The 22,767-nt window shown below is 68.3% G+C and carries 27 protein-coding genes; 5 read left to right on the top strand and 22 right to left on the bottom strand.

Annotated features, from left to right (window positions below):
- Positions 1 to 98: 98 nt before the first annotated feature.
- From CFB40_RS00105 to CFB40_RS00125, 5 genes are all read right to left on the bottom strand, one after another.
- Complete coding sequence (locus CFB40_RS00105; RefSeq protein WP_041492705.1) at positions 99 to 776, bottom strand: response regulator; 678 nt, start codon at positions 774 to 776, stop codon at positions 99 to 101.
- Between the two features lie 13 nt (positions 777 to 789).
- Positions 790 to 2,157: a sensor histidine kinase gene (locus CFB40_RS00110; protein WP_089430388.1), complete on the bottom strand. Its 1,368-nt coding sequence runs from the start codon at positions 2,155 to 2,157 to the stop codon at positions 790 to 792.
- A gap of 88 nt (positions 2,158 to 2,245) precedes the next feature.
- A complete protein-coding gene (locus CFB40_RS00115) occupies positions 2,246 to 3,103 on the bottom strand; it encodes an ABC transporter permease (RefSeq protein ID WP_089424115.1) in 858 nt (285 codons plus the stop codon).
- A 37-nt stretch (positions 3,104 to 3,140) separates the two neighbouring features.
- Positions 3,141 to 3,938 (bottom strand): ABC transporter ATP-binding protein, encoded by a 798-nt coding sequence (locus tag CFB40_RS00120; RefSeq protein WP_039351969.1) that lies wholly within the window; start codon positions 3,936 to 3,938, stop codon positions 3,141 to 3,143.
- 121 nt (positions 3,939 to 4,059) lie between these two features.
- Positions 4,060 to 5,064 (bottom strand): ABC transporter substrate-binding protein, encoded by a 1,005-nt coding sequence (locus CFB40_RS00125; protein ID WP_089430481.1) that lies wholly within the window; start codon positions 5,062 to 5,064, stop codon positions 4,060 to 4,062.
- Positions 5,065 to 5,380: 316 nt separating this feature from the next.
- Between CFB40_RS00125 and CFB40_RS00130 the strand changes: the two genes are divergently transcribed.
- Both CFB40_RS00130 and CFB40_RS00135 read left to right on the top strand, forming a co-directional pair.
- A complete protein-coding gene (locus CFB40_RS00130) occupies positions 5,381 to 5,632 on the top strand; it encodes a response regulator transcription factor (protein ID WP_179255026.1) in 252 nt (83 codons plus the stop codon).
- A gap of 19 nt (positions 5,633 to 5,651) precedes the next feature.
- Positions 5,652 to 6,116: a CPBP family intramembrane glutamic endopeptidase gene (locus CFB40_RS00135; RefSeq protein WP_256976493.1), complete on the top strand. Its 465-nt coding sequence runs from the start codon at positions 5,652 to 5,654 to the stop codon at positions 6,114 to 6,116.
- A gap of 132 nt (positions 6,117 to 6,248) precedes the next feature.
- On the opposite strand, the gene fliR is transcribed toward CFB40_RS00135, so the two are convergent.
- The 9 genes from fliR to CFB40_RS00180 form a co-directional block, all read right to left on the bottom strand.
- Positions 6,249 to 7,031 (bottom strand): flagellar biosynthetic protein FliR, encoded by a 783-nt coding sequence (gene fliR, locus CFB40_RS00140; RefSeq protein ID WP_089430389.1) that lies wholly within the window; start codon positions 7,029 to 7,031, stop codon positions 6,249 to 6,251.
- Positions 7,032 to 7,054: 23 nt separating this feature from the next.
- Entirely contained in the window at positions 7,055 to 7,327 is a 273-nt protein-coding gene (gene fliQ / locus CFB40_RS00145; RefSeq protein WP_039351961.1) for a flagellar biosynthesis protein FliQ, read from the bottom strand.
- 20 nt (positions 7,328 to 7,347) lie between these two features.
- Positions 7,348 to 8,109: a flagellar type III secretion system pore protein FliP gene (fliP, locus tag CFB40_RS00150; RefSeq protein WP_046550042.1), complete on the bottom strand. Its 762-nt coding sequence runs from the start codon at positions 8,107 to 8,109 to the stop codon at positions 7,348 to 7,350.
- Positions 8,110 to 8,145: 36 nt separating this feature from the next.
- On the bottom strand, positions 8,146 to 8,709 hold the full coding sequence (gene fliO / locus CFB40_RS00155) for a flagellar biosynthetic protein FliO (protein WP_089430390.1): 564 nt from the start codon (positions 8,707 to 8,709) through the stop codon (positions 8,146 to 8,148).
- The gene (gene fliN / locus CFB40_RS00160) at positions 8,706 to 9,197 is read right to left on the bottom strand and encodes a flagellar motor switch protein FliN (protein ID WP_069246732.1); all 492 of its coding nucleotides are present in this window, start codon (positions 9,195 to 9,197) and stop codon (positions 8,706 to 8,708) included. The genes fliO and fliN overlap by 4 nt, the downstream gene beginning before the upstream one ends.
- Complete coding sequence (gene fliM / locus CFB40_RS00165; RefSeq protein WP_089430391.1) at positions 9,190 to 10,188, bottom strand: flagellar motor switch protein FliM; 999 nt, start codon at positions 10,186 to 10,188, stop codon at positions 9,190 to 9,192. Before fliM ends, fliN begins: the two co-directional genes overlap by 8 nt.
- A 22-nt stretch (positions 10,189 to 10,210) precedes the next feature.
- A complete protein-coding gene (gene fliL / locus CFB40_RS00170; RefSeq protein ID WP_089424119.1) occupies positions 10,211 to 10,747 on the bottom strand; it encodes a flagellar basal body-associated protein FliL in 537 nt (178 codons plus the stop codon).
- Positions 10,748 to 10,975: 228 nt separating this feature from the next.
- Positions 10,976 to 11,698: an LrgB family protein gene (locus CFB40_RS00175; protein ID WP_039351943.1), complete on the bottom strand. Its 723-nt coding sequence runs from the start codon at positions 11,696 to 11,698 to the stop codon at positions 10,976 to 10,978.
- Between the two features lie 13 nt (positions 11,699 to 11,711).
- A complete protein-coding gene (locus CFB40_RS00180) occupies positions 11,712 to 12,188 on the bottom strand; it encodes a CidA/LrgA family protein (RefSeq protein WP_089424120.1) in 477 nt (158 codons plus the stop codon).
- Positions 12,189 to 12,328: 140 nt separating this feature from the next.
- Between CFB40_RS00180 and CFB40_RS00185 the strand changes: the two genes are divergently transcribed.
- Positions 12,329 to 13,255, top strand: a complete 927-nt coding sequence (locus CFB40_RS00185) for a LysR family transcriptional regulator (protein ID WP_085041246.1) — start codon at positions 12,329 to 12,331, stop codon at positions 13,253 to 13,255.
- Positions 13,256 to 13,294: 39 nt separating this feature from the next.
- On the opposite strand, the gene CFB40_RS00190 is transcribed toward CFB40_RS00185, so the two are convergent.
- Positions 13,295 to 14,854: a DHA2 family efflux MFS transporter permease subunit gene (locus tag CFB40_RS00190; RefSeq protein ID WP_089430392.1), complete on the bottom strand. Its 1,560-nt coding sequence runs from the start codon at positions 14,852 to 14,854 to the stop codon at positions 13,295 to 13,297.
- Between the two features lie 177 nt (positions 14,855 to 15,031).
- Entirely contained in the window at positions 15,032 to 15,523 is a 492-nt protein-coding gene (locus CFB40_RS00195) for a MarR family winged helix-turn-helix transcriptional regulator (RefSeq protein ID WP_089424123.1), read from the bottom strand.
- A gap of 174 nt (positions 15,524 to 15,697) precedes the next feature.
- Here CFB40_RS00195 and CFB40_RS00200 point away from each other — a divergent pair, with 174 nt between their 5' ends.
- Positions 15,698 to 15,982: a multidrug ABC transporter ATPase gene (locus CFB40_RS00200; RefSeq protein WP_011350474.1), complete on the top strand. Its 285-nt coding sequence runs from the start codon at positions 15,698 to 15,700 to the stop codon at positions 15,980 to 15,982.
- 276 nt (positions 15,983 to 16,258) lie between these two features.
- On the top strand, positions 16,259 to 17,830 hold the full coding sequence (locus CFB40_RS00205) for an efflux transporter outer membrane subunit (RefSeq protein ID WP_089424124.1): 1,572 nt from the start codon (positions 16,259 to 16,261) through the stop codon (positions 17,828 to 17,830).
- A 22-nt stretch (positions 17,831 to 17,852) separates the two neighbouring features.
- Here CFB40_RS00205 and CFB40_RS00210 read toward each other — a convergent pair whose 3' ends face one another.
- From CFB40_RS00210 to gspI, 6 genes are read right to left on the bottom strand one after another with little or no spacing between them, the layout of a single operon-like run.
- The gene (locus CFB40_RS00210) at positions 17,853 to 18,641 is read right to left on the bottom strand and encodes a type II secretion system protein N (RefSeq protein WP_089424125.1); all 789 of its coding nucleotides are present in this window, start codon (positions 18,639 to 18,641) and stop codon (positions 17,853 to 17,855) included.
- Positions 18,642 to 18,673: 32 nt separating this feature from the next.
- Positions 18,674 to 19,180: a type II secretion system protein GspM gene (gspM, locus tag CFB40_RS00215; RefSeq protein ID WP_069249188.1), complete on the bottom strand. Its 507-nt coding sequence runs from the start codon at positions 19,178 to 19,180 to the stop codon at positions 18,674 to 18,676.
- On the bottom strand, positions 19,177 to 20,538 hold the full coding sequence (gene gspL / locus CFB40_RS00220; protein WP_089424126.1) for a type II secretion system protein GspL: 1,362 nt from the start codon (positions 20,536 to 20,538) through the stop codon (positions 19,177 to 19,179). Before gspL ends, gspM begins: the two co-directional genes overlap by 4 nt.
- Positions 20,539 to 20,564: 26 nt before the next feature.
- On the bottom strand, positions 20,565 to 21,695 hold the full coding sequence (gene gspK, locus CFB40_RS00225; protein WP_089430482.1) for a type II secretion system minor pseudopilin GspK: 1,131 nt from the start codon (positions 21,693 to 21,695) through the stop codon (positions 20,565 to 20,567).
- A gap of 2 nt (positions 21,696 to 21,697) precedes the next feature.
- Positions 21,698 to 22,357, bottom strand: coding sequence for a PulJ/GspJ family protein (locus tag CFB40_RS00230; RefSeq protein ID WP_039351910.1), 660 nt, complete (start codon positions 22,355 to 22,357; stop codon positions 21,698 to 21,700).
- A gap of 7 nt (positions 22,358 to 22,364) precedes the next feature.
- On the bottom strand, positions 22,365 to 22,766 hold the full coding sequence (gene gspI / locus CFB40_RS00235) for a type II secretion system minor pseudopilin GspI (protein ID WP_046550081.1): 402 nt from the start codon (positions 22,764 to 22,766) through the stop codon (positions 22,365 to 22,367).
- Position 22,767: the final 1 nt, after the last annotated feature.

A 22,767-nucleotide genomic window follows, 5' to 3' on the forward strand; every position in this document is an offset into this window, starting at 1 on the left:
ATCACGGATCGGGCAGGCAGGCGGAAGCCGGGGGCGCCGGCATGCATCGATGACGTTTCGTGCTACGAATCGGCATTCAGGGCTCGCTACGCGGCCCGTCAGTCCTGCGTGCTCTTCATGCGCAGGATGTAACCGAGCCCGCGCAGCGTGATGATCTCGGCCGTGCTGCCCGCGAGATGCTTGCGCAGCCGGTGGATGTAGATGTCGATCGCGTCGGCGCTCGGTTCGTCGTCGAGCGCGAACACGCTGTCCATCAGGCGCGCTTTCGACACCGTCTTGTTCTGCTGCAGCATCAGCGTTTCGAGGATCGCGTGCTCGCGGCGGCGCAGCGCGAGCACCGTTTCGCCGCAGCGGAATTCGCGCGTGCCGAATGCGTAGACGAGATCGCCGCACACGAGCTGCGTCGTGCCGACGCCGGCCTGCCGGCGGATCAGCGCGCGAATCCGCGCAACCAGCTCGCGCGATTCGAACGGCTTCACGACGTAGTCGTCGGCGCCCGCGCCGAAGCAGTCGACCTTGTCGTCCACCGAGCCGTGCGCGGTCAGCATCAGCACCGGCACGTTGTCGTTGCGGCGCCGCAACCGCGCAAGCACCTCCTTGCCGCTGATGCCGGGCAGGCGCATGTCGAGCAGCACCGCGTCGTAGCGTTCGGTCTTCAGCACCGTGTCGGCGCGCTCGCCGTCGCCGACGGAATCGACCGCGAAATCCTCGCCGCGCAGCAGGTTCACGATCCAGTGCGCGAGTTCGGCGTTGTCTTCGACCAGCAGGAGTTTCATGACGGCGTTCTCTTCATTCGTAGGCGGGCAGCCGTACAGTCACGACGATACCGCGATTGCCGGCCCCCGGCGCGAGCGACACGCTGCCGCCGTGCGCCTGCGCGATTTCGCGGACGATCGCGAGCCCGAGGCCCGAGCCTTCGGTGTCGGCCGACACGCGGTAGAACCGCTTGAACACGTGCGGGCGCGCTTCGGCCGGGATGCCGGGGCCGTTGTCGACCACGTCGAGCACGATCGCGTCGCCGTCGCGGCGGCCGCAGACCGTCACGCAGCCGCCGGGCTGCGTGTAGCGCACCGCGTTGTCGACGAGGTTCATCACCAGCGCGGTCAGCAGGCTGTCGCTGCCCGCGACGTCGAGCCGTTCGCCGAGGTCGGCCCCGAGATCGATATCGCGCCGCTGCGCGAGCACGATCGTTTCCTCGAGCACGCTCGACACCACGGCCGCGAGATCGACGCGATGGGTCAGCAGCGTCGACGGCGTCGCCTCCGCATGCGCGAGCAGGAGCAGCTTGTCGGTCACGTCGGCCATCTTGCGGCTGCTGCGCTGCATGCTGTCGAGCACCGATGCGAGCTCGGGATCGTCGTGCCCGCGCCGCTGCGCGTACTGGATCTGCGTGTCGAGCACCGCGATCGGCGTGCGCAGCTGGTGCGCGGCATCCGCGATGAAGCGGCGCTGCGTGGCCGTATGCGTATTGAGCCGCGCGATGCACTGGTTGATCGCGTCGACGATCGGCCGCAGTTCGTGCTGCAGCCGCTCGGGGCGGATCGGCTCCAGCTCCATCGGCCCGCGGTCGGCCACGTCGTCCTTCAGCTGCATCAGCGGGCGCATCTCGAAGGTGAGGCCGAGGTACACGAGCCCCATCGCGAGCATCAGCATCAGCGACAGGCGCACCAGCTGCGGCCGCCAGATCGTCGCGACCATCGCGCCGTGCGAACGCGTCGTCTTCGCGACGACCACCGTCACCGTCTCGATCTGCCCCTCGTCGTACAGCTGGCGATCGTAGGCCACCGCGCGCAACGGCACGCCGTCGAGCGACGTGTCGTACAGCGTCGGCTCGACGCCATGCCGCGCGGGCACGTCGAGCGCCGGCGTGCCCGCGAGCAGGCGGTCGTGGCCGTCGATCACCTTGTAGAACACCGAATCGCGCGACGGCGATTCGAAGATCTCCAGCGCGGCCGGCGGCACGTCGGCGACCGGCAGCCCGTTGCGCCATTCGACGTCCTCGCCGATCGTGCGCGCGGACGCGACGAGCGCGCTGTCCTGCACGAGCGCGGCCGTGGTCCGCGCGGTGTCGTACGACATCGCGCCGGCGATCAGCACGAACACCGCGAGCGGCAGCAGCAGCCACCACAGCAGCCGTCCGCGCAGGCTGTGCGCCATCCTGTTGCGCTCCTTCTCCGAAATGCCGAACCGCGCCGGGAGCGCCGGCGCGGTCGGGGGTGTCATGTCAGGCGTCCGTCTGCGGCGTTCAGAACGCCGCGGGGCGCCACTTCAGCAGCCGCTTCTCGAGCCACGTCAGCAGGTAGTCGGCGGCCAGCGCAACCACCGCCAGCACGATCATCGCCGCGAACACGCCGCTCGCGTTGAACGCGCCCTGGGCGGTGGAGATTAGCAGGCCGATGCCCTGCTTGGAACCCAGGAATTCGCCGACGACCGCCCCGACCAGCGCGAAGCCGAAGCTCACGTGCAGGCTGGCGAGAATCCAGCTCAGCGCGGACGGGATCACGACCGACGTGGTGATCTGCCGGCGCGACGCGCCGAGGATCTGCGCATTCGCGATCAGGTAGCGGTCGGCTTCGCGCACGCCCTGGAACGCGTTGCCGAACACGACGAAGAACACCATCACGACGGCCAGCGCGATCTTCGACGCCATCCCGAGGCCCAGCGCGATCACGAAGATCGAGCCGAGCACGACGCGCGGAATCGAGTTCGCGATCTGGATGTACAGGCCGAACACGTCGGCCATCAGCTTGTTGCGGCCGAGCACGATCCCGCAGATCACGCCGGCCACCGAGCCGATCACGAAGCCGATGCCGGTTTCCTCGAGCGTGACCCACACCTGCGTGAGCAGCGGGCCCTGCGACGTGCCGTTGACGAACCAGTCCTGGATCTGCGCGAAGATCAGCGTCGGTTGCGAGAAGAAGAACGGATCGATCCACTTCAGCCGTGCGGCGAGTTCCCACCCGCCGAGCACGATCACGAGTACGGCGATCCGCAGGCCGATGATCAGTTGCCGGCGGCGGCGCAGGCGGGTTTGAGCGGCGCGCGACTCGTCCTCGAGCGTCGTTGCCGGAATGGCGGTGGGGGGAAGCGTCATGTCGGTCATGCTCCTGTCCTTGCGGTCCTTGCCTTGAGCGTATGCGTCAGCCGATCTGCACTTCTTCGCGCAGGTCGTGCCAGATGTCCTTGGAAATTTCGATGAAGCGCGTGTCGTAGCGGATCTCCGACGTGACGCGCGGGCGCGGCAGGTCGATCTCGTACACGCGCTTGAGCGTGGCGGGCCGCGCGGTCAGCACGAACACGCGGTCGGCCAGCGCGATCGCCTCCTCGAGATCGTGCGTGACGAACACCACCGAGCCCTTGTTCGCCGACCAGAGCTGCAGCAGCTCGTCCTGCATCAGCGTGCGCGTCTGCATGTCGAGCGCGGAGAACGGCTCGTCCATCAGCAGGATTTCCGGCTGGTTGATGAAGGTCTGCGCGAGCGCGACGCGCTTTCTCATCCCGCCGGACAGCTGGTGCGGGTAGTGCTTCGTGAACTTGTCGAGGCCGACCTTGCGGATCCATTCCTCGGCCTGCGTGTACGCGACGTCCTTCGAGCGGCCGCGAAACAGCGGGCCCGCCGCGACGTTGTCGATCACGTTGCGCCACGGGAATACCGCGTCGGCCTGGAACACGAAGCCGATGCGCGGGTCGATCCCGTCGACCGGACGGCCCATCACGCGCACTTCGCCCGTTGCGGGCTTGAGCAGCCCGGTGATCAGGTTCAGCGTCGTCGACTTGCCGCAGCCGGTCGGGCCGACGATCGCGATGAACTCGCCGCGCGCGACGCTCATGCTGAAGTCGCGCAGCGCGACGGTGGCCTTGCCTTCCGGCGAAATGAAGCGGCACGACACGTTGCGAAACTCGATCGCCGGTGTGCTCGGGGAGACTGCCTGGTTCATCGCATTGATCCTGCGGGTGAGGAGAGCGTCGCAGCGTGGCGGCGCCGGGCCGGTCAACCGGGCCGGAACGGGGCGCGCACGGCGGCGGGATCGCCGCCGCCGGCGCGACTGCCGAGTTCGATTACTTCGCGTTCACGAAATCGTTCGTGTAGGTGCGCGCCAGGTCGATGTGCTTGCCCTTCACCGACGGGTTGAACGCCGACAGCACCTTCAGCACGGTGGCCGGGCCATCGGCCGGCATCTTGCCGTCGGCCGTGTACATCGGCAGCGACGCCTTCAGCGCGCTCACGTACAGCGCCTTGTCCTTCTGGTAGTCGGCCGGCATCTTCGCGGCGATCTCGTCGGCGCTGTGCGTGTGGATGAACTGCATCGTCTTCGCGAACGCGTGCGCGAGCTTGGTCGCCTGATCCTTGTGCGAATCGGCCCACGCCGACTGCACGTACAGGCTCGCGGCCGGGTAGGTGCCGCCGAGTGCGGCGCGCGTGCCTTCGAGCGTGCGCAGGTCGACCAGCACCTTCGCGTCGCCCATCTTCTCGAGCGCGGACACCGTCGGCTCGGTCGTCATGCCGGCGTCGATACGGCCCTGCTTGATCGCTGCGATGAAGCTCGCGTCGGCGCCGACCGGCAGCATCGTGTACTGGGTCGACTGCACGCCGTGCTGGAGCGCAAGGTATTGGGTGAGGAAGCTGGTCGACGAGCCGAGGCCCGTCACGCCGAGCGTCTTGCCCTTCGCGTCGGCCATCGACTTGAAGGTCGGCGCGGCCTTGGTCGACACCATCTCGACTTCGCCCGGCACCTGGCAGAGCACGGCGATCGCCTTCACGTCCTTGCCCTTGCTCTGCAGGTCGACCGTGTGGTCGTAGAAGCCGACCACGCCCTGCACGGCGCCTGCCAGCAGTTCGTTCTCGGCGTCGACGCCGGCCGGCTGCGACAGCAGCTCGACGTCGAGCCCTTCGGCCTTGAAGTAGCCGAGTTCCTGCGTGAGCCGCGCGGGCAGGTAGATCAGCTTCGCGATCCCGCCGACCATGATCGTGATCTTGCCGCCGTCGTCGGCGAAAGCGGGGTGAGCGGCGAGCGCGCAGCTGAGGCTGGCTGCAATGGCGAGGGTGCGCAGGATGGGTCGCATCGGGATCGTCTCCTTCGTTGTATTCGTATGGCGCGATGCTTGATGCATCGTCACGACGAGTATAGGGAGGCGAAACCTTCTGCAACCTTTCGCGGGTTGGCGGTTCCTTTAGGGGTTTTCCACGAATCCGACGCGAATGCTCGAAGAGCGCCCCCCAGCCGGATTGCGCCGGAGGTTGGAATGGCAATAGGCCTATCTATGCTGATTTCTCGGCATTACGCTTTGGCAAGCACGAAGAGGATCATCCATTGCGCCCAGATCAACTACGGAAGCATGACATCACGACAATAGCCTTGGTCGACGAGGACGCATCGCGTTGCGCAACGTGCCGCCTCTGATTTCTCATAATCTGTTCGGTTCGCTTTCTGACTTGATATTTCATTTCGACGATCCAATGAGTCTAACCACCATCGCCATTGCCGACGACCATCCGGTCGTAATCGAAATGCTGAAGCGTCTGCCTCAATGGGAACCGGATTTCCTCATCTCGCATTGCTGCAATAGCGGGGAGGGGCTGATTGACGCATTGACTCGCTCCCCGGTCGATCTCATCGTCGTCGACTATTAAAGACTGCCCTGATAACAGCGTGATTCGCACTATCTCGCATAGCCCGGTACTCGTTTCCGCGCTTCTGACTTGCGTTCTCACATACGTCGCTGGTGTTTTTGTCTGGGGTGGCCAATTTGTGTTCGGATTACCATTCAGCCCGTCCTCCGGTGCGCTGCCTGAGATAGTGAAGTACGACCTATTGATGCGCCTGTTTGTTGGCTCGCTCGCTGCACCAATAGTGGAAACATTTCTCTTCCAGTGGCTTCCCATTCGGTTGCTTCGCCGCACATTCGGAGGGAACGTTTGGTCAGCGATCGGTGTTTCCACTCTTGTGTTCGGTGCAACGCACGGCTACAGCATCCTGTACGTGGCAGTCGCTTTATGGGGCGGGCTGATTTTCGCAACGGTCTTCGTGCTGCGTGATTACCCTGGTGGTCGTCCCTTTTTGGTCGTCGCCACCGCCCATGCCGCCCGCAACACGCTGGCAAGTATCCTCATCTAACGCGAACGCATTGTTCCCGGGTCAATCCGTAGATTCGTCGCCAATTGGCCGGATGAACGGCCCCTGAACCCACACGAAATCTTGATGACTCGGTCGAGGCAACGCCTGTACGTCGGGACGAATGACCCGCGCTCAGCGCCAGCCCGTCAGCACCCGCCCCATCGCGTCGAGCCCCATGTCGAACAGGTGCGCCACGAACGGCACGAGGTTCGGGATCATCAGTTGCACGAGCAACAGCCCGACGAGCATCGTGACGGGAAAGCCGACCTGGAACACGCCGATCTGCGGCGCCGCGCGGTTCAGGATGCCGAGCGCGAGGTTCGCGATCAGCAGCGCCGCGATCACCGGCAGCGCGAGCAGCAGCCCCATCTCGAACACCGTCGTGCCGAACGACGCGAGCGTGCGCCAGCCGGGCGCGTGCAGCAGGTCGGCCGACACCGGCAGCGACTGGAACGACGCGGTGAGCGCGGCGAACACCTGCAGGTGACCGTCCACCGCGAGGAACGCGAGCATCGCGATCGCGTTCAGGAAGCGGCCCATCGCGGGCGTCGCGCCGCTCGTGTGCGGATCGAAGAAGGTGGCGAAGCCGAGCCCCATCGACAGCCCGATGAAGTCGCCGGCCGCCCCGACCGCCGCGAACACGATCTGCATCGTGAAGCCCATCGCGACGCCGATCAGGAACTGCATGACGACGATCCAGATGCCCTGCGCGGAGAACACGGTGACGTCCGGCATCGCGCCGAGCGTGGGGGCGACGACCAGCGCCATGAACGCGGCGAGGCCGATCTTCACGCGGATGGGCACCGCCGCATGGCCGACGACGGGCGCGGTCGCGACGAGCGCGAGCATCCTCACGAACGGCCACAGGAACGCCGTGAGCCAGCCGTTGAGCTGCGCGTAGGTAACCGAGAACATCGTCGCCGGGTGGTGCGCGCGGCTCAGCCGACGCCGAGCGTCGCGACGTGCAGCAGCGTCTGCCGCAGGTAGTCGAGCATCGTCGTCATCATCCACGGGCCGGCGATCACGAGCGTCGCGGCGACCGCGAGCAGCTTCGGGATGAACGACAGCGTCGCCTCGTTGATCTGCGTCGCGGCCTGGAACAGGCTCACGACCAGGCCGACCGCGAGTGCGACCAGCAGCAGCGGGGCGGCCAGCAGCAGGCCGACCATCATCGCGTGGTGCGCGAGCGTCATCACTTGTTCGGGCGTCATCGTGCGTGTTCCTCCGCGGCTTACGTAAAGCTCTGCGCGAGCGAGCCGATCAGCAGCTGCCAGCCGTCGACCAGCACGAACAGCATCAGCTTGAACGGCAGCGACACGGTGGACGGCGACACCATCATCATCCCCATCGACATCAGCACGCTCGCGACGACCATGTCGATGATCAGGAACGGGATGAACACCGTGAAGCCGATCTGGAAGCCGGTCTTCAGCTCGCTCGTGACGAACGCCGGCACCAGCAGCGACAGCGGCACGTCCTCGGGCCCCTGCATCGGCGCGGCCTTCGAGATCTTCGCGAACAGCGCGAGATCGGTCTCGCGGGTCTGCTTCAGCATGAAGGTCTTGAACGGCGCGACGCCGCGCTGCACCGCCTGCTCCATCGGCATCGAGCCGTCGGAGAACGGCTTGTAGCCGTCGTTGTACGCCCGGTCGAGCACCGGCGACATCACGAAGAAGGTGAGGAACATCGCGAGGCCGACGAGCACCTGGTTCGGCGGCGTCGTCGCGGTGCCGAGCGCCTGGCGCAGCAGCGACAGCACGATGATGATGCGCGTGAAGCTCGTCATCATCAGCAGCATCGCCGGCAGGAACGACAGCATCGTGAGCAGCAGCATCGTCTGCACGCTCAGCGAATACGTGGTGCCGCCGTGCGGGCCCGGGCTCGCGTTGAACGCGGGCAGGCCGTTCGCCTGCGCATACGCGAGCGCGGGGGCGAGGCAGAGGATCAGCACGGGCGCGAAGCGCGCCGCGCGATGCAGGAAGGCGTGTTTCATCGGAATGCGGGGTCGGAAAGAGGGCGCGGCGCCATGTCAGCGGTCCTTGCCGCGACCGAGGCGCTTCGCGGCTTCGCCCGCGAGCGCGTCGCGAAACCGCGAGCCGAACGTGCCGGGCAGGCCGCCGTCGGACGGGGCGGCGCCGGCGGGCGCGTCAGCGGAAACCGGGGCCGCCGCCGAACCGGCCGGCAGCGTGTGCAGCAATCGCACGTTGCCCGGCGCGACGCCGAGCACGAGCCAGGTGTCGCCGATCTCGACGATCGTCGCGCTTTCCTTCGCGCCGACCGCGACGCTCGACACGACCTTCAGCGGGCCGCCGCGGCGGGCATGCTGGAAGCCGAAGCGGCGTGCGAGCCACGCGCACGCGAACACGAGACCGATCACGACCGCGAGCCCGACCAGCGTCTGCAGCACCGCGCCGAAGCCGAGCGACGGTGCGGCCGAGCCGACCATCACGCTCGATGCGATCGACCCGGGGTGGTTCACCGCGTTCATGTCGGCGGCGCCGGCCGGTACGCAGGCAAGCGACGCCGCAAGGGCCGCGGCAGCCGCTGCCACGCTTGCGACGCGCACGCGGCGGCCGGGCTTTACTACGTTCATCGATTCAGTTTCCGGATGCGTTCGGCCGGCGTGATGATGTCGGTCAGGCGGATGCCGAACTTGTCGTTGACCACCACGACCTCGCCCTGCGCGATCAGGCAACCGTTCACGAGCACGTCCATCGGCTCGCCGGCCATGCCGTCCAGCTCGACGACCGAACCCTGCGCGAGCTGCAGCAGGTTGCGGATCGCGATCTTCGTGCGGCCGAGCTCCACGGTCATCTTGACCGGGATGTCGAGAATCATCTCGATGTCGTTGTGCGTCGTGTTTGCCGCGGCCTTCGACAGCGGCTGGAACACGCCGGCGCCTGTCGCACCGGCCGGCACCGGCTGCTCGTTCTGCTCGGCGAGCGCGGCCGCCCAGTCGTCCATGCCCGGATCTTCCTCCGCCGCGGCCGGTGCCGCCTGTGCGGCGGCGGCCGATGCCGCGAGGGCCGCGTCGGCCATCGCTTGTGCGTCGTCCTCGGGCGTCTGGTTCAGCTCACTCATATCCACCTTCCTTCATCGAATCGCCCGCGCTGATCATCTTCTGCACGCGCAACGCATATTGACCATTGAAAATTCCGTAGCCGCATTCCATCACCGGCACGCCGTCGACCTTCGCGGTGATCGTGTCCTCGATTTCCAGCGGCAGCACGTCGCCCGCGCGCAGGTTCAGGATCTTCTCGAAGTTCGACGAGATCTCGGCGAGGTTCGCGGTCAGCTCGACCTCGGCGGACTGCACCTGCTGCGACAGCACGCGCACCCAGCGGCGGTCGACTTCGAGCGCCTCGCCCTGGATCGGCGACGCGAGCACGTCGCGGATCGGCTCGACCATCGAGTACGGCATGCAGATGTGCAGCGTGCCGCCCGTCGGCCCGAACTCGATCGAGAACTGCGTGACGATGACGATCTCGTTCGGCGTCGCGACGTTCGCGAACTGCGTGTGCATTTCCGAGCGCACGAACTCGAACTGCAGCGGCCGCACGCTCTTCCAGGCGGTCGTGTAGTGCTCGAACACGAGGTTCAGCAGCTTGCCGATGATCCGCTGCTCGGTGGCCGTGAAGTCGCGGCCCTCGACGCGCGTGTGAAAGCGCCCGTCGCCGCCGAACAGGTTGTCGACGACGAAGAACACGAGGTTCGGGTCGAACACGAACAGCGACGTGCCGCGCAGCGGCTTCACGTGCACCAGGTTCAGGTTCGTCGGGATCGGCAGGTTGCGGGTGAACTCGCTGTACTTCTGCACCTTCACCTGGCTGACGGAGATTTCCGCCGTGCGCCGCATGAAGTTGAAGATGCCGATCCGCAGCAGGCGCGCGAAACGGTCGTTGATGATCTCGAGGCCGGGCATCCGGCCGCGGACGATCCGCTCCTGCGTCGCAATGTTGTAGGGGCGGACGCCCGATGTGTCGCGCTGTTCGTCGACTGAATCGGCTTCGCCTGTGACGCCCTTAAGGAGGGCATCGACCTCCTCCTGGGACATGAACTCCTCGTGACCCATACGCGCTCCTTTCGCGGCCGCGTTACTGGACGACGAACTCGGTGAACAGCACGTCGTCGACCTTCGCGCGCTGGTTGCCCGGCTGCGTCGGCTGCTCGATCAGCTCCCGCAGTTCCTTCGCGAGCGAACGTTTGCCGTCCGGCGTCGCGAGTTCCTCGGGATGCTTGTTCGACAGCGCGAGCAGGATCCGGCTGCGGATCTCCGGCATCCGCGCGGTCAGCTGCTCCTGCGCCTTCGAGTCGGTGAGCTTCAGCGACAGGCCGACGCGCAGGTAGTGCTGCGCGCCGTCGTCGGACTGCAGGTTCACGGTCAGCGGGTCGAGCGGGAAGAACACCGGCGCGGCCAGCGGCGCCGGCTCGGCGGGCTTGCTCGCATGGCCGACGCCTTCCTTGCTCAGGAACACGTACATGCCGCCGGCTGCGGCGGCTGCCGCGCCCAGCGCGATGACGGCGATCAGCGCGATGCGCTTGAACTTGCCGGAGGAAGCCGGCTTGTCGGCGGTCGGGTTTGCGGTCGTGGAGGCCATGTGAATGCGTGCGTGATGTCTCGTAGCATGCATTGTTCGGCATCCGGGCCGAGCCCGATGGGCGGAAAAGAGGGGGGATTTGCGGCTATCTCAGCCGATTGTCGGCCGGGTGTCGGCCCGATGCAGGGTAAGTGGGGGCGGAAAGGGCCGCCGGGGCGGGCGGTTGAAGCGGGTGGGTGGGGTGGGTGGCGTGGGGCGTGAGCGCCGTACCCGCCGCTCGGCGCCTGCCGCGCCGGCGCCTGGCGGGCGTCCGCCGCCCGGTCAGATCGGCAGCAGCGTCAGGAGCGGCGCGATCAGCACCATCGCGACGCCCGCGATCATCATCGTCAGGCTCGACACGACGCCTTCCTCGCTGCCGATCTCGCGCGCCTTCGCGGTGCCCACGCCGTGGGCGGCCGCGCCGAACAGCGCACCGCGCGCGAGCCGCGTGCGCATCGGCACCAGCGCGAGCACCAGCTCGCCGAGCAGCATCCCGCAGATGCCGGTCGCGATCACGAACAGCGCGGTGAGATCCTTCGGCGCGTGGATCTTGTCCGACACGGCGAGCGCGAACGGCGTCGACACCGAGCGCGTCATCAGCGAGCGCTGCAGCTCGGGCGACAGGTGCAGCAGCTTCGCGAGCAGCAGCGACCCGCACACGCCTGCACAAATCCCGACCGCGACGCCGACCGACAGCGACAGCCAGTGGCGACGGATCAGGTCGCGATAGTCGTAGATCGGCACCGCGAACGCGATCGTCGCCGGGCCGAGCAGCCACATCAGCCAGCGCGTGTCGTGGAAGTAGACCGAATACGGGATGCCGGTCAGCAGGACGAGCAGCACCAGCACGCCCGGCACGAACACGAGCGGCGAGAACAGCAGCGTCTTCTTGTATGCGTAGAGCCGCTTCGACGCGAAATACAGCACGACCGTCAGCACGAAGCAGCCGAACGAGATCGCGGTGTTCGCCTGGTCGGCGGACAGGTTCGACAATGCGGCAAGCATGGCAGGCTCCGGCTCAGTGGGCGGACGCGGCGGTGAGGCGCGTGCGGCGGCGTTCGGCGAACACGCGCTGCACGGCGAGCCGGCGCTCGAGCTTCGCGGCGAGGTCGACCGCGACGGCCACCGCGACCATCACGAACGCGGTGCCGGCGAGCATCACCAGCGCGATGCGCCAGCCGTCCTCGCGAAACAGCCCGCCGTACTGCACGGCCGCGACGGCGGCCGGCACGAAGAACAGCAGCATGTCGGACAGCAGCCAGTTCGCGCCGTCCTTCACCCATGCGGGCGCGACGCGGCCCGAGAACAGCAGCACGAGGAGCACCGCGAGGCCGATCACGCCGGACGGAATCGGCAGCCCGATCTTGCGCACGGCCCAGTCGACCGCCATCCACAGCGCACCGAGCGCGGCGGCCTGCAGCGCGATCCGGCCCGTGCGGGCCAGGCTGCCCGAAGCGGCGGGGCGGGCGGCGAGTGCGGCGGTCGGCTTGGTCATGGCGGGCTCCCTACAGATATTCCGTTGATGGTGGGAGTATAGGGTTTCCCCTAACCATAAATAAAATGACTTGTCTCTATCCTTGTCATTCCAATTCGGAATTCGCTTTCTGATCGCCGCACCACTTTGGGGAGTCATCGATGGAATTGCGCGCGTTGCGGTACTTCGTCGAGGTGGTTCGCCAGCAGAGTTTCACGGCGGCCGCCGACAAGCTGTTCGTGACCCAGCCGACCATCAGCAAGATGGTGAAGGCGCTCGAGGACGAGATCGGCTCGCCGCTGCTGCTGCGCGACGGCCGGCAGATGGTGCTGACCGACGCGGGGCGGATCGTGTTCCAGCGCGGCCAGGACGTGCTCGCCGCGCAGGCGCAGCTGCAGTCGGAGCTGAACGATCTCGGCACGCTCGGGCGCGGCGAGCTGACGATCGGCATCCCGCCGCTCGGCGGCTCACTGTTCACGCCGATCATCGCCGCGTACAAGCAGCGCTACCCGAACATCGAGCTGAAGCTGTTCGAGCAGGGCGCGCGGATGATCGAGGCCGCGCTGACGTCGGGTGAGCTGGAACTCGGCGGGCTGCTGGAGCCGGTCGATCCCGGCACCTTCGAGCGGCTGCCGATGGTGCGCGCGCCGCTGTGGCTCGTCGCGCCGCGCGAATCGCGCTGGGAGGATCACGCGGCCGTGCCGCTCGCGGATCTCGCGCGCGAGTCGTTCGTGTTCTACGCGGAAAGCCTCGCGCTGCACGACGCGGTGCTGGATGCGTGCCGGCAGGCCGGCTTCACGCCGTCGATCGTGAGCCGCAGCGGCCACTGGGATTTCATGGCCGCGCTCGTGCATGCGGGGGTCGGCATCGCGCTGCTGCCCGAGCCGTATTGCCGGCGGCTCGACGCAGGCCAGTTCACGTGCCGGCCGATCGTCGAGCCGGAGATCACGTGGGCGATCGCGCTCGGCTGGCTGAAGAAGGGGTATCTGTCGCACGCGGCGCGCGCGTGGCTCGACGTGGCGCGGGCGACGCTGCCGATCGCGCCGGGTGACGATCTGGCGTTTGGTGGGTTGCGGGCAAGGGAGTGAGGCCCGCCGAGGCGGGCGCAACAGCCGCCCGCCGCGCGGTCAATGCCCCATCGCCGGCCCCGCCCCCTTCCTCGGCTTGGTGACCCACACGAGCGCCGCGAGCGCGCCGAACATGAACGCGGACAGCAGGAAGAAGTCGTTGGTCGCCATCATGAAGCCCTGCTGCGTGACGAGCTGGTTGAGCTGCGCATTGGCCGTCTGGCCGACGATGCCGAGCTGCGACAGCGCGCCCTGGTAGTCGGTCGTGTTCTGCGCATACACGCTCACCGATTCCGACAGTCGCGCGTGGTGGTAGATCGCGTCGTTCTCCCAGAACGTCGAGCTCGCCGCGGTGCCGATCGCGCCGGACAGCGTGCGCAGGAAGTTCGACAGCCCCGACGCGCTCGCGAGCCGGTCGTCGGAGATGCTCGACAGCGTGATCGTCGTCATCGGCACGAAGAAGCACGCGACGCCGATCCCCTGCACGAGCCGCGGCAGGATCACGTGGTTGAACGGCACGTCGAGCGTAAACGTCGAGTTCCAGATCGACACGCCGGCGAACACGATGAACGCGAAGCTCGCGACCATCCGCAGGTCGAGCCGGTGCATGTTGCGGCCGATCAGCGGCGACAGCACGAGCGCGAGCAGCCCGACCGGCGCGGTCGCGAGGCCGGCCTTGCCGGCCGTGTAGCCCATCACCGTCTGCAGCCACAGCGGGAAGATCACGACCGAGCCGAAGAACGCCATGAAGCCGAACGAGATGATCATCGCGCCGAGCGCGAAGTTGCGGTCCTTGAACAGCGACAGGTCGACCACCGGCTCCTTCTCGGTCGCCTCCCACACGAGCATGAACGCGAGCGACACGACCGCGATCAGCGCGAGCGCGACGATGAACGTCGAGTTGAACCAGTCGCGATCCTTGCCGAGGTCGAGCATCATCTGCAGGCACGACACGCCGATCACGAGCAGTGCCAGGCCGATCGCGTCGATCCGCTGCTTCGACGTCTTCGTCTCGCGCCCGCGCAGCAGGAAATACGCGCAGGTCGCCGAGAAGATGCCGATCGGCAGGTTGATGTAGAAGATCCACGGCCACGTGTAGTTGTCGCTGATCCAGCCGCCCAGCAACGGGCCGAAGATCGGTGCGACGATCACCGTCATCGCCCATAGCCCGAGCGCGAGCCCGCGCTTCGCGGGCGGGTAGCTGCGCATCAGGATCGTCTGCGACAGCGGCACCATCGGCCCCGACACGAGGCCCTGCAGCAGCCGGAACGCGATCAGCGTCTCGAAGTTGGTCGCGAGGCCGCACAGCGCCGACGCGATCGTGAACGCGAGCACCGACAGCGTGAACAGCCGCACCTCGCCGACCCGCCGCGCGAGCCAGCCGGTGAGCGGCACCGCGATCGCGGACGCCACCGAGTACGACGAGATCACCCAGGTGCCTTCGCTCGTCGCGACGCCGAGGCTGCCGGAAATGGTCGGCACCGCGACGTTCGCGATCGACGTGTCGAGCACTTCCATGAAGGTGCCGAGCGCGAGCCCGACGGTGAGCAGCGCGAGCGCACCGCCGGACAACGGCGCGGGTTCGGCGGCGGGGGCGGCGGATACCGTGGTGGCGGACATCGGAATCTCCTAGACGCGGCGCGCGCGACGCGCCGGCACAACGCACGGGTGTGCGCCGCAGCGCAACCCGGCCGGGTGGAACGGATCAACGGAAAAAGGGAGCGCGTGCCCTGTCATCTTCTGCCCAGACAGATAAATAAGCGAGTGTTTAACCTAGACATAGGGCCTCCGCGCACATCAGCTGTCCGCTTCGTCGTCGGGTTTCGGGCACCCGGCCGAGCCGGGCCCGTTGGCGATGAAGCGCTGCAACAGACCGGTGAGCGTCGCGAGCTCGTCGGCCGAGAAGCCGTCGAGCTGCGCGTTGAGCGCGGTCGCGATCAGCGACGGCAGCGCACGCGCGGCTTCGGCGCCGCGTTCGGTCAGCGTCAGCTCGATCATCCGACGGTCCTGCTCGCTGCGCGAGCGCGCGACCAGCCCCTTGCGTTCGAGCCGGTCGAGCATCCGCGTCATCGACCCGCTGTCGTACGACATCTTGCGGGACAGCTCGAACGGCGTGCGCGCATAGCCACGCGACAGCAGCAGGATCACGCCGATCTGCTGCGCGGTGAGGTCGAGCGGCTCGAGCGCACGGTCCATCCGCTCGACGAGCGCCTGCTTCGCCTTCGACAGGTAATAGCCGAGGCTCGTTTCCAGCGCGATGTTCTCGGGATCGTAGAGGCCGCCGGTCATGCGATTGCGCACGCAGCAATAGTGCGTTTCAGATTTGGACGCGCCCAGTATCTTGAAAATTGATTGCATAGTCAATATTATTTGAGGCAACCAGTTACGACGTGCATGTTGCACTGCCGGAGACTATGTTCTGACCGATGCGCCCGCGCTGCGGGCACCCCGAGGATGTTCGCGATGCTGTTCCTGAAAAATGCCGCCGGCGCGCTGCGCCGCAACCTGACCGATACCGCTCATCATGCGTTTTCCGGGCCGCACCGCGGCTGGAAGATCGCGCTGTACGTGACGATGCTGGTGGTCCCGGGCGGCTCGCTCGCGGCGCTCGGGTTCGCATGGTTCGATCATCGCCGGCAGCGCAACGCGAAAGACGGCGCTCGCCGCACGGGCCAGCCGGCCGCGACGGAGCCGTCGACATGGCGGTCCGCCGCCGAACCGCTGCCGCTGCCCGCGCGCTGCCACTGACCGCTGACCGTGTGCGTCTCCCGCCTTCCTGACTGCGCCGCCTGAGCGCCGGCCGCGCCCCGCACGGCCGGCGTCGCATCCCTGTCTTCCCGTCAACTGGCCGTAATGGCCGGTAAACCGGCCGCTCGCGCCGGTAACACATTCCTGTCCTTGTGCACCGTACCCTTGGGGCTGCGCAGCTTTCCCGCCGTCAGTTACCATTTGTCCGCCAGCGGCACGACGACCGCATCGCGCGACGCCGCTCGCCGGACGTCGCGCCCAGACAGGAAAACCACCATGCCGTACGCCTCCCTCCCGCGCGCCCTTCGCCCGCTGAGCGCCGCCGTCGCCGTCGCGACGGCCGTGCTGCTCGCCGGCTGCGCCGTCGGGCCCGACTATCACCGGCCCGACACGTCGATCCCCGCCGCCTACAAGGAAGCGCCGGCCGGCTGGAAGGTCGCGCAGCCCGCCGACCGCACCGACCGCGGCGCGTGGTGGACGGTCTACAACGATCCGCAGCTCGATGCGCTGATCGGCAGGCTCAACGCGTCGAACCAGACCATCGCGCAATCGGCGGCCGCGTACCGGCAGGCGCGCGCGCTCGTCACCGAGGCGCGGGCCGCGTATTTCCCGACCGTCGGGCTGACCGCGTCGGGCTCGCGCGCCCGCACGCCGCGCACGTCGGTGTCGTCGGGTTCGTCGTCGAGCTTCGGCAGCGGTTCGTCCGGCTCGATCAACAACAGCTACAGCGTCGGCCTCGACGCGAGCTGGGAACCGGACCTGTGGGGCAAGGTGAGTCGCACCGTCAGCGCGCAGCGTGCCGGCGAAGCGGCCGCCGCGGCCGATCTCGCGAACGCGCGGCTGTCGCAGCAGGCGCTGCTCGCGCAGACCTATTTCCAGCTGCGCACGTCCGATACGCTGCAGAAGCTGCTCGACGACACCGTGAAGTCGTACGAACAGTCGCTGAAGCTCACGCAGAACCAGTACGCGCAGGGCGTTGCCGCACGTGCGGACGTGATCCAGGCGCAGACGCAGCTGCAGAGCGCGCAGGCCGCATCGATCGACAACGGCGTGGCCCGCGCGCAGTACGAGCATGCGATCGCGACGCTGATCGGCGAACCGGCGTCCACTTTCTCGCTGCCGCCGAATCCGCTCACCGCCGAGCCGCCGATCACGCCGGTCGACGTGCCGTCCGCGATCCTCGAGCGCCGGCCCGACATCGCGGCGGCCGAGCGCCGTGCGGCGGCCGCGAACGAGCAGATCGGCGTCGCGATCGCCGCGTTCTTCCCGACGCTCACGCTGTCGGCCACCGGTGGCTTCCAGAGCTCGGTGTGGTCGCAGCTGTTCACGCTGCCGGCGCGCTTCTGGACGGTCGGCCCGCAGCTCGCGGCCACGCTGTTCGACGCCGGTCTGCGCGCCGCGCAGACCGACGCCGCGCGTGCGACCTACGACCAGGACGTCGCCGCGTACCGCCTCGCGGTGCTCACCGCGTTCCAGGACGTCGAGGACAACCTCGCGTCGCAGCGCATCCTCGCGCAGGAAATCGACGTGCAGCGGCAGGCCGTCGACAGCGCCGAGCATTCGCTCGCGATCGTCACGAACCAGTACAAGGCCGGCACGGTCGCCTACCTGAACGTGCTGACCGCGCAGACCACCGCGTTCACCGCACAGCAGAAGCTCGCGACGATCGCCGGGCAGCGGATGACGTCGTCGGTCGGGCTCGTGAAGGCGCTCGGCGGCGGCTGGAACGTCGCGGAGATGGCGCGCGAGAACGGCGACGTTGCGGCGCCTGCACCGGTGCCGGCGTCCGGTGCGGCCGCGCCCGCGGCCACCGCACCGGCGGTCGCCGCGCCGCTCGCGCAGAAGTAGGAAGGGAAGGGCGACGCGCGCGTCAGCGCTGCGCGTCGCCGAAGATCAGCGATACCTCGTTGTTGCCGATCGGGTGACCGAGCAGGTTCAGCAGCCCCGCGAGGTTCGCCTGCTGCTCGGGCGCCGAGTGCGCGGTGCCGCGGAACGAGCCCTGGCCCGGGCCGAAGGTGCCGTGGCCGTCGAGGAACAGCGGGCCCTGCGTCGTCGACAGGTCGAGATCGGCGGCGGCCCCCTTCGCCTGCAGCACCGCGCGGTACGAACCGAGCGGCTTCACGCGCGAGACGCGCGAACTCATCGACTCGATCGTCACCGTCAGCTGGCCGAACGCGTTGTTGCCGATCAGGCGCCAGTCGCTCCAGCCGAGCCGCACGTCGCCCTGCAGGTCGAGCGTGTTGAACGGTGTGCCAAGCCCCGCGAGCAGCGACGCGGGCACGGCCATCGTGCCCGCCGACAGCACCGCGCCGCGCCACGTCGCATCGAGCGTGACCGCGTCGGGCATCGCCTCGGTCTGCCGCATGCGCATCTGCACGCGCCCGGTCAGCAGCGGCCAGAAGCGCGTGGTCCATTCGACCCGGCCGGGCAGCAGCGTCGCCGCGCTCTGGTCGGCCCCCGGCGCAAGCATCAGCGTGCCCGAGCCGTGCCACAGCGACCCGTCGGGATCGACGAGATTCACGTGCCCGCCGGTCGCACGCGCGAACTGCGGCGCGATCCACGCGGCCGGCGCAAGTGCGACGAGCGTCACCGCCGTCGCCAGGCCGCCCGCCAGTACCCACGGCAATGCGGTGGCGAGCCGCTTGATCCCCGGCCTCATCGGCCGACCGCCACTTGCGTCGTCCAACTGCGTCATTTCTGCGTAGACGGTTGCATCACGGCCGTCAGGTCGACCTGACCATCGTCCTTCAGCGCGGTGGCATGCGCCTCGCCGACCTGCACCTTGAACTGCCGGCGCGCATCGTCGAGCCACTGCGTCCACGCCGGGAACGACACGTTCTTCATCTGGATCTGCACGCCGTTGCCGACGATCTGCACCTGCGCGCCCTGCAGCCCGTGATCGGACAGCGACGCGGTCAGCGCGTCCTTCAGCGCGAGGCCGGTCGGCGCCACGCCCTGTGCGGCGGCCGTCAGCGACTTCGCCTCGTTCGCCTGCGCGGTCATCTGCGCCAGCTCGCGGCGCATCGTCGGCAGCTCGCGCTGGATCCGCGCGCGGCCTTCCTGCGCGGGCGACCACAGCACCGAATACGCGATCGCGACCGCCAGCACGGCGCCGCCCCAGCCGAGCAGCATCTTTTCGCGCTGGGAGCGCTCGCCCCAGAACTGGGCCAGCGTCTGGTTCAGTTGTTCCGTCTTCATGAGCGGCTCCGGATCGTCCATTTGCCCGTGTTGCTGTCGACTTCGCCGGACAGTCCGTTACGCGCGAGGCGCTGCGTGAAATCGGGATCGACCTTGACCTCGGGCTTGAAGCCGACGTCGAGCCGCCGGTCGTGATAGTCGAGCGACGCGATGCCGTTCAGCGGCAGTGCGCCCATCGAGCGCGACAGCCCGCTCGCCAGCGCGAGGAAATCGTTCGGCGACAGTTCGCCGGCCGCGAGACGCAACTGGTCGAGCTGGCGCTGCATCTGCGCGGGCGGATCGAGCACCGTCGTCGTTTTCGGGAATGCGGACAGCAGCGTCTCGGTGATCTGCGCGGACAGCGCATCGCGCTCGCGCGACAGCTTCCACCAGTGCAGGTTCATCCCGATCACCGCCACGCCGAGCGTCGCCGCGACGAGCGCGAGCGGCACGCGCAGGCGCTTCACCGTCGCGCGGTCGAAGCGCCACGGCTGCGATTCGAATTCGAACTGGCACAGGTCGAACTTCTCGGTCAGCGCGCGCCGCGCGAACGCGTCGAACGACAGCGGCGCGGCGCCCGGCAGCAGCGGGCCGCCGTCGGTGCGTCCGACCGATGCCAGGCGCGGCTCCGCGCCCGGTTCGCCGAGTTCGTACAGTTCGACGTCGCCGCCGCCTGCCAGCGCAGCCAGTGTGCCGGCAGCACGCGACGCGGGCGCCGCGAAGCCTTCGCCGAGCGCACCGCGCGCGACCGCGAGTTCGAGGCGCGGCGCACCGGCCGCAGCCGGCAGCGCGCCGGCTTCGACGAGTACCGGCTCGACCGCTGCCGCGAGGCCGAGCACCGCGGCCACCGTCGCCGGACGGGCGGGCGGCGCCTCGACGGCGTCGGCAGCAACCGCGGCGGCATCGACTTCGCTGTCGGCCGGCGCGGCGGTGACGTGCGGCGCCGGCAGGCAGCGGGTCGCGGGCACCGCGCTCAGGTGCCGGTGGCCGGCCGCCGTGAACGCGTCGCAGATCGTGCGGAACCACGCGCGATCGACGACGGCCAGCACGCGGCGCCCGTCGGGCAGCGCGTCCGGATCGAGCGCGATATGGCAGCCGAGCGGATCCTGAATCAGCTGATCCTCGACGATGTTGGGCAGCGCCTGGCGCAGCTTCGGTCCCTTCAGCGGCGGCACGGTCGCGGCCAGCAGCAGCACGTCGCGCGCGGCGACGATCAGCACGGTCGCATTCGCGCGCGGCAGCAACGCAAGCGCGGCGCGTCCGGCGCGCTGCACGTGGCCGGCCTTGTCTACGAGCGTGAACGGCAGCTCGGGCCACTGCCATTCCTGCAACGGCACGGCAGGCTCGCGCGGCGGCAAAGAAACAATCAACGTGCTCACAAGAGCTCCTCTCCCGATTGGCGTCGTTATAGCTGGTCGCGAATGCGCACGACCCGTGTCGAGTGCGTGGTCGGATCACGATACACGAGCGAGGTGCGATCAACCTCCGCCCGGTCATGCTGGATCCGGCCATGCACGATGAAATAGCTCGAATTGACGTCGATGACGCTCGAGTCGAGCGTCACGTTCGGCGCACCGGCGCCGCGCAGCGCGAGCTGCACGTCGCCGACGTTGCGGAAAAACACGGTCTCGCGGCGCGACACGAGCGCCTGCGCGGACGATACGCTCATCCCCGGCATCAGCGCCGCGATCACCTCGGCCGGCGCGGTGTTCATGTTCACGGGCGTGGTAGTCGGCAGCACGGTGACGAACGGGCGCAACCGCGCGACCATCTCGGGCGTCACGCCGTCGACGTCGAGCAGGCTGTCGACGCCCGTCATCATCAGCGGCGCGGGCCCGCGATCGCCGCCCGTCATGCCGGGATCGTCGGTGAAGCCGCCGCCGCCTTGCTGATCGGTCGTCACCGGCGCGGTGACCGGCGGCGCCGTACCGCCACCCGGCAGCGTCGGCATCTGGAAACGCGTCGCCGAATTCAGCAGGCTCGCGCGCACCTGCAGCGCGATGCGCTTCGCGAACGCGCCGTCGTAGCCGAGCGTCGTCAGCAGGCGCTGGAACGCCTGGACCTGCGTGACGTTCAACTGCAGCACGCCGGGCGCCGGCGACGCCACGAGGTTGCGCAGGTTGAACTTCGCCTGCGCGTCCTCGATCGAGCCGGAGAGATAGGTGTCTTCGCCGCCGGCGTCGTTGGGCGCACCGATCCGGCCGAGGAAGTCCGACAGCTTCGTCTTCGCGATCGGCACGCCCCAGATGCCGCCGAGATACGTGATGCCGGGCGCCGTATCGCCTTCGGAACGCAGGATCATCCGGGTCCAGTCGAGCGCGCCGCGCGCGACCCACTGCGCCTGCGCGATCACGCGCTGGTTCTCGATCCGGCGGATCTGCACCTGCTGGCGCCACAGCATCCCCGAGACGAGGATCGCCGACAGCGCGACGACCAGCAGCGCGGTGATGATCGCCGCGCCGCGCTGGCGGCCGCGTGCCCGTGCGCGACCGGCGGCACGGGCAACCAATAATGAGCGGAGAGGGCGCGCGCGCATCGTCATTCCCCGACGAGGAAGATGCGCGTGACCGGCACGCGCAGCGACGTCGCGCCGATGCTGACCTGCAGCCCCGTCACCGCGCGCGCAGGCGGCGCGTTGCCGATTTGCGGCACCTTGAGCGCATCGTTGTTCTGCGCGAGCGCGTCGTTGGCCGTCTGCAGGTTGGTGGTCCAGCCCACGCGCGGCACGTACAGCTTCGCGTCGATCGCGCCGACGCCGCCCATCAGCGCGACCCAGCTCCAGCCTTCGACGCTGCTGTCCTTCAGCATGTTGCGCAGCCGGTTCGCGTCGTCGATCGGCGGCGATGCATAGCGCACGACGCGCCCGCCGGCGATCCGGTAGCGCACCACCTGCAGCCGCGGCGCCACGCCCGGCACCTCGAGTTCGCGGACGATCTGCAGCGTATTGCCGGCCACGCCGATCGCCGGCTGGCCGGCTTCGTCGTCGGTCGCGGCGAGCCGCGCGTCGATGCGCATCTGGTCGAACATCTGCGCGAACACGCGCTCGTCTTCCATCGCGGCCGCGACCTTGTCGCGACCGCGCATGATCTGGTCGAGCCCGCGCCACGCGAGGATCGCGACCACCGCGAGGATCGCGATCGCGATCATCAGCTCGATCAGCGTGAAGCCGCGGGCGGGGCGGGCGAGCGGGCGTCGCATCGGCGCGTCAGAGCGGACGGCTGGTTTCATTCGCGACCACCGTCACCATTTGCGCGAGCACGCCGGTGTGCCCGGGCATGCTCACCGAAATCCGCACGCGCCGGAACACCGGGTTGGGCGTGGTGCTCACGCGCTGCGTGCAGACGAGCTGCACGTTGCCTTGCGAGCAGTCGAAACTCTGTTCGCCGATCTCCGGCCACGCGTGCGTGAGCCGCATCTGCGCGAGCGCGTTGTCGGCGCTCCAGCCGGCGAGCAGGCGGCGATGAAGATCGGACGCGTTGGTCGCCATCGTGCCGACCGCGCGGATCGATGCGGCGAGCGCGACCGCGATGATCGCGAGCGCGACCAGCACCTCGATCATCGTGAAACCGCGCGATGAAGAAACGGAAGAGGGCAGGCGACGACGCATC

Source organism: Burkholderia sp. AU31652 (assembly GCF_002223155.1).
Classification (GTDB): domain Bacteria; phylum Pseudomonadota; class Gammaproteobacteria; order Burkholderiales; family Burkholderiaceae; genus Burkholderia.

Bases quoted from the DNA above. Each gene is read 5' to 3' on its own strand.
- fliO (WP_089430390.1), bottom strand. From the start codon at position 8,709: ATGAACGTAGTAAAGCCCGGCCGCCGCGTGCGCGTCGCAAGCGTGGCA.
- CFB40_RS00185 (WP_085041246.1), top strand. From the start codon at position 12,329: ATGGAATTGCGCGCGTTGCGGTACTTCGTCGAGGTGGTTCGCCAGCAG.
- CFB40_RS00200 (WP_011350474.1), top strand. From the start codon at position 15,698: ATGCTGTTCCTGAAAAATGCCGCCGGCGCGCTGCGCCGCAACCTGACC.
- fliM (WP_089430391.1), bottom strand. From the start codon at position 10,188: ATGGGTCACGAGGAGTTCATGTCCCAGGAGGAGGTCGATGCCCTCCTT.
- CFB40_RS00205 (WP_089424124.1), top strand. From the start codon at position 16,259: ATGCCGTACGCCTCCCTCCCGCGCGCCCTTCGCCCGCTGAGCGCCGCC.
- CFB40_RS00115 (WP_089424115.1), bottom strand. From the start codon at position 3,103: ATGACCGACATGACGCTTCCCCCCACCGCCATTCCGGCAACGACGCTC.
- fliR (WP_089430389.1), bottom strand. From the start codon at position 7,031: ATGTTCTCGGTTACCTACGCGCAGCTCAACGGCTGGCTCACGGCGTTC.
- CFB40_RS00105 (WP_041492705.1), bottom strand. From the start codon at position 776: ATGAAACTCCTGCTGGTCGAAGACAACGCCGAACTCGCGCACTGGATC.
- CFB40_RS00190 (WP_089430392.1), bottom strand. From the start codon at position 14,854: ATGTCCGCCACCACGGTATCCGCCGCCCCCGCCGCCGAACCCGCGCCG.
- fliN (WP_069246732.1), bottom strand. From the start codon at position 9,197: ATGAGTGAGCTGAACCAGACGCCCGAGGACGACGCACAAGCGATGGCC.
- gspI (WP_046550081.1), bottom strand. From the start codon at position 22,766: ATGCGTCGTCGCCTGCCCTCTTCCGTTTCTTCATCGCGCGGTTTCACG.
- CFB40_RS00210 (WP_089424125.1), bottom strand. From the start codon at position 18,641: ATGAGGCCGGGGATCAAGCGGCTCGCCACCGCATTGCCGTGGGTACTG.
- fliQ (WP_039351961.1), bottom strand. From the start codon at position 7,327: ATGACGCCCGAACAAGTGATGACGCTCGCGCACCACGCGATGATGGTC.
- CFB40_RS00180 (WP_089424120.1), bottom strand. From the start codon at position 12,188: ATGACCAAGCCGACCGCCGCACTCGCCGCCCGCCCCGCCGCTTCGGGC.
- gspK (WP_089430482.1), bottom strand. From the start codon at position 21,695: ATGCGCGCGCGCCCTCTCCGCTCATTATTGGTTGCCCGTGCCGCCGGT.
- fliL (WP_089424119.1), bottom strand. From the start codon at position 10,747: ATGCATGCTACGAGACATCACGCACGCATTCACATGGCCTCCACGACC.
- fliP (WP_046550042.1), bottom strand. From the start codon at position 8,109: ATGAAACACGCCTTCCTGCATCGCGCGGCGCGCTTCGCGCCCGTGCTG.
- CFB40_RS00120 (WP_039351969.1), bottom strand. From the start codon at position 3,938: ATGAACCAGGCAGTCTCCCCGAGCACACCGGCGATCGAGTTTCGCAAC.
- CFB40_RS00195 (WP_089424123.1), bottom strand. From the start codon at position 15,523: ATGACCGGCGGCCTCTACGATCCCGAGAACATCGCGCTGGAAACGAGC.
- CFB40_RS00175 (WP_039351943.1), bottom strand. From the start codon at position 11,698: ATGCTTGCCGCATTGTCGAACCTGTCCGCCGACCAGGCGAACACCGCG.
- CFB40_RS00230 (WP_039351910.1), bottom strand. From the start codon at position 22,357: ATGCGACGCCCGCTCGCCCGCCCCGCCCGCGGCTTCACGCTGATCGAG.
- CFB40_RS00110 (WP_089430388.1), bottom strand. From the start codon at position 2,157: ATGGCGCACAGCCTGCGCGGACGGCTGCTGTGGTGGCTGCTGCTGCCG.
- CFB40_RS00125 (WP_089430481.1), bottom strand. From the start codon at position 5,064: ATGCGACCCATCCTGCGCACCCTCGCCATTGCAGCCAGCCTCAGCTGC.
- gspM (WP_069249188.1), bottom strand. From the start codon at position 19,180: ATGAAGACGGAACAACTGAACCAGACGCTGGCCCAGTTCTGGGGCGAG.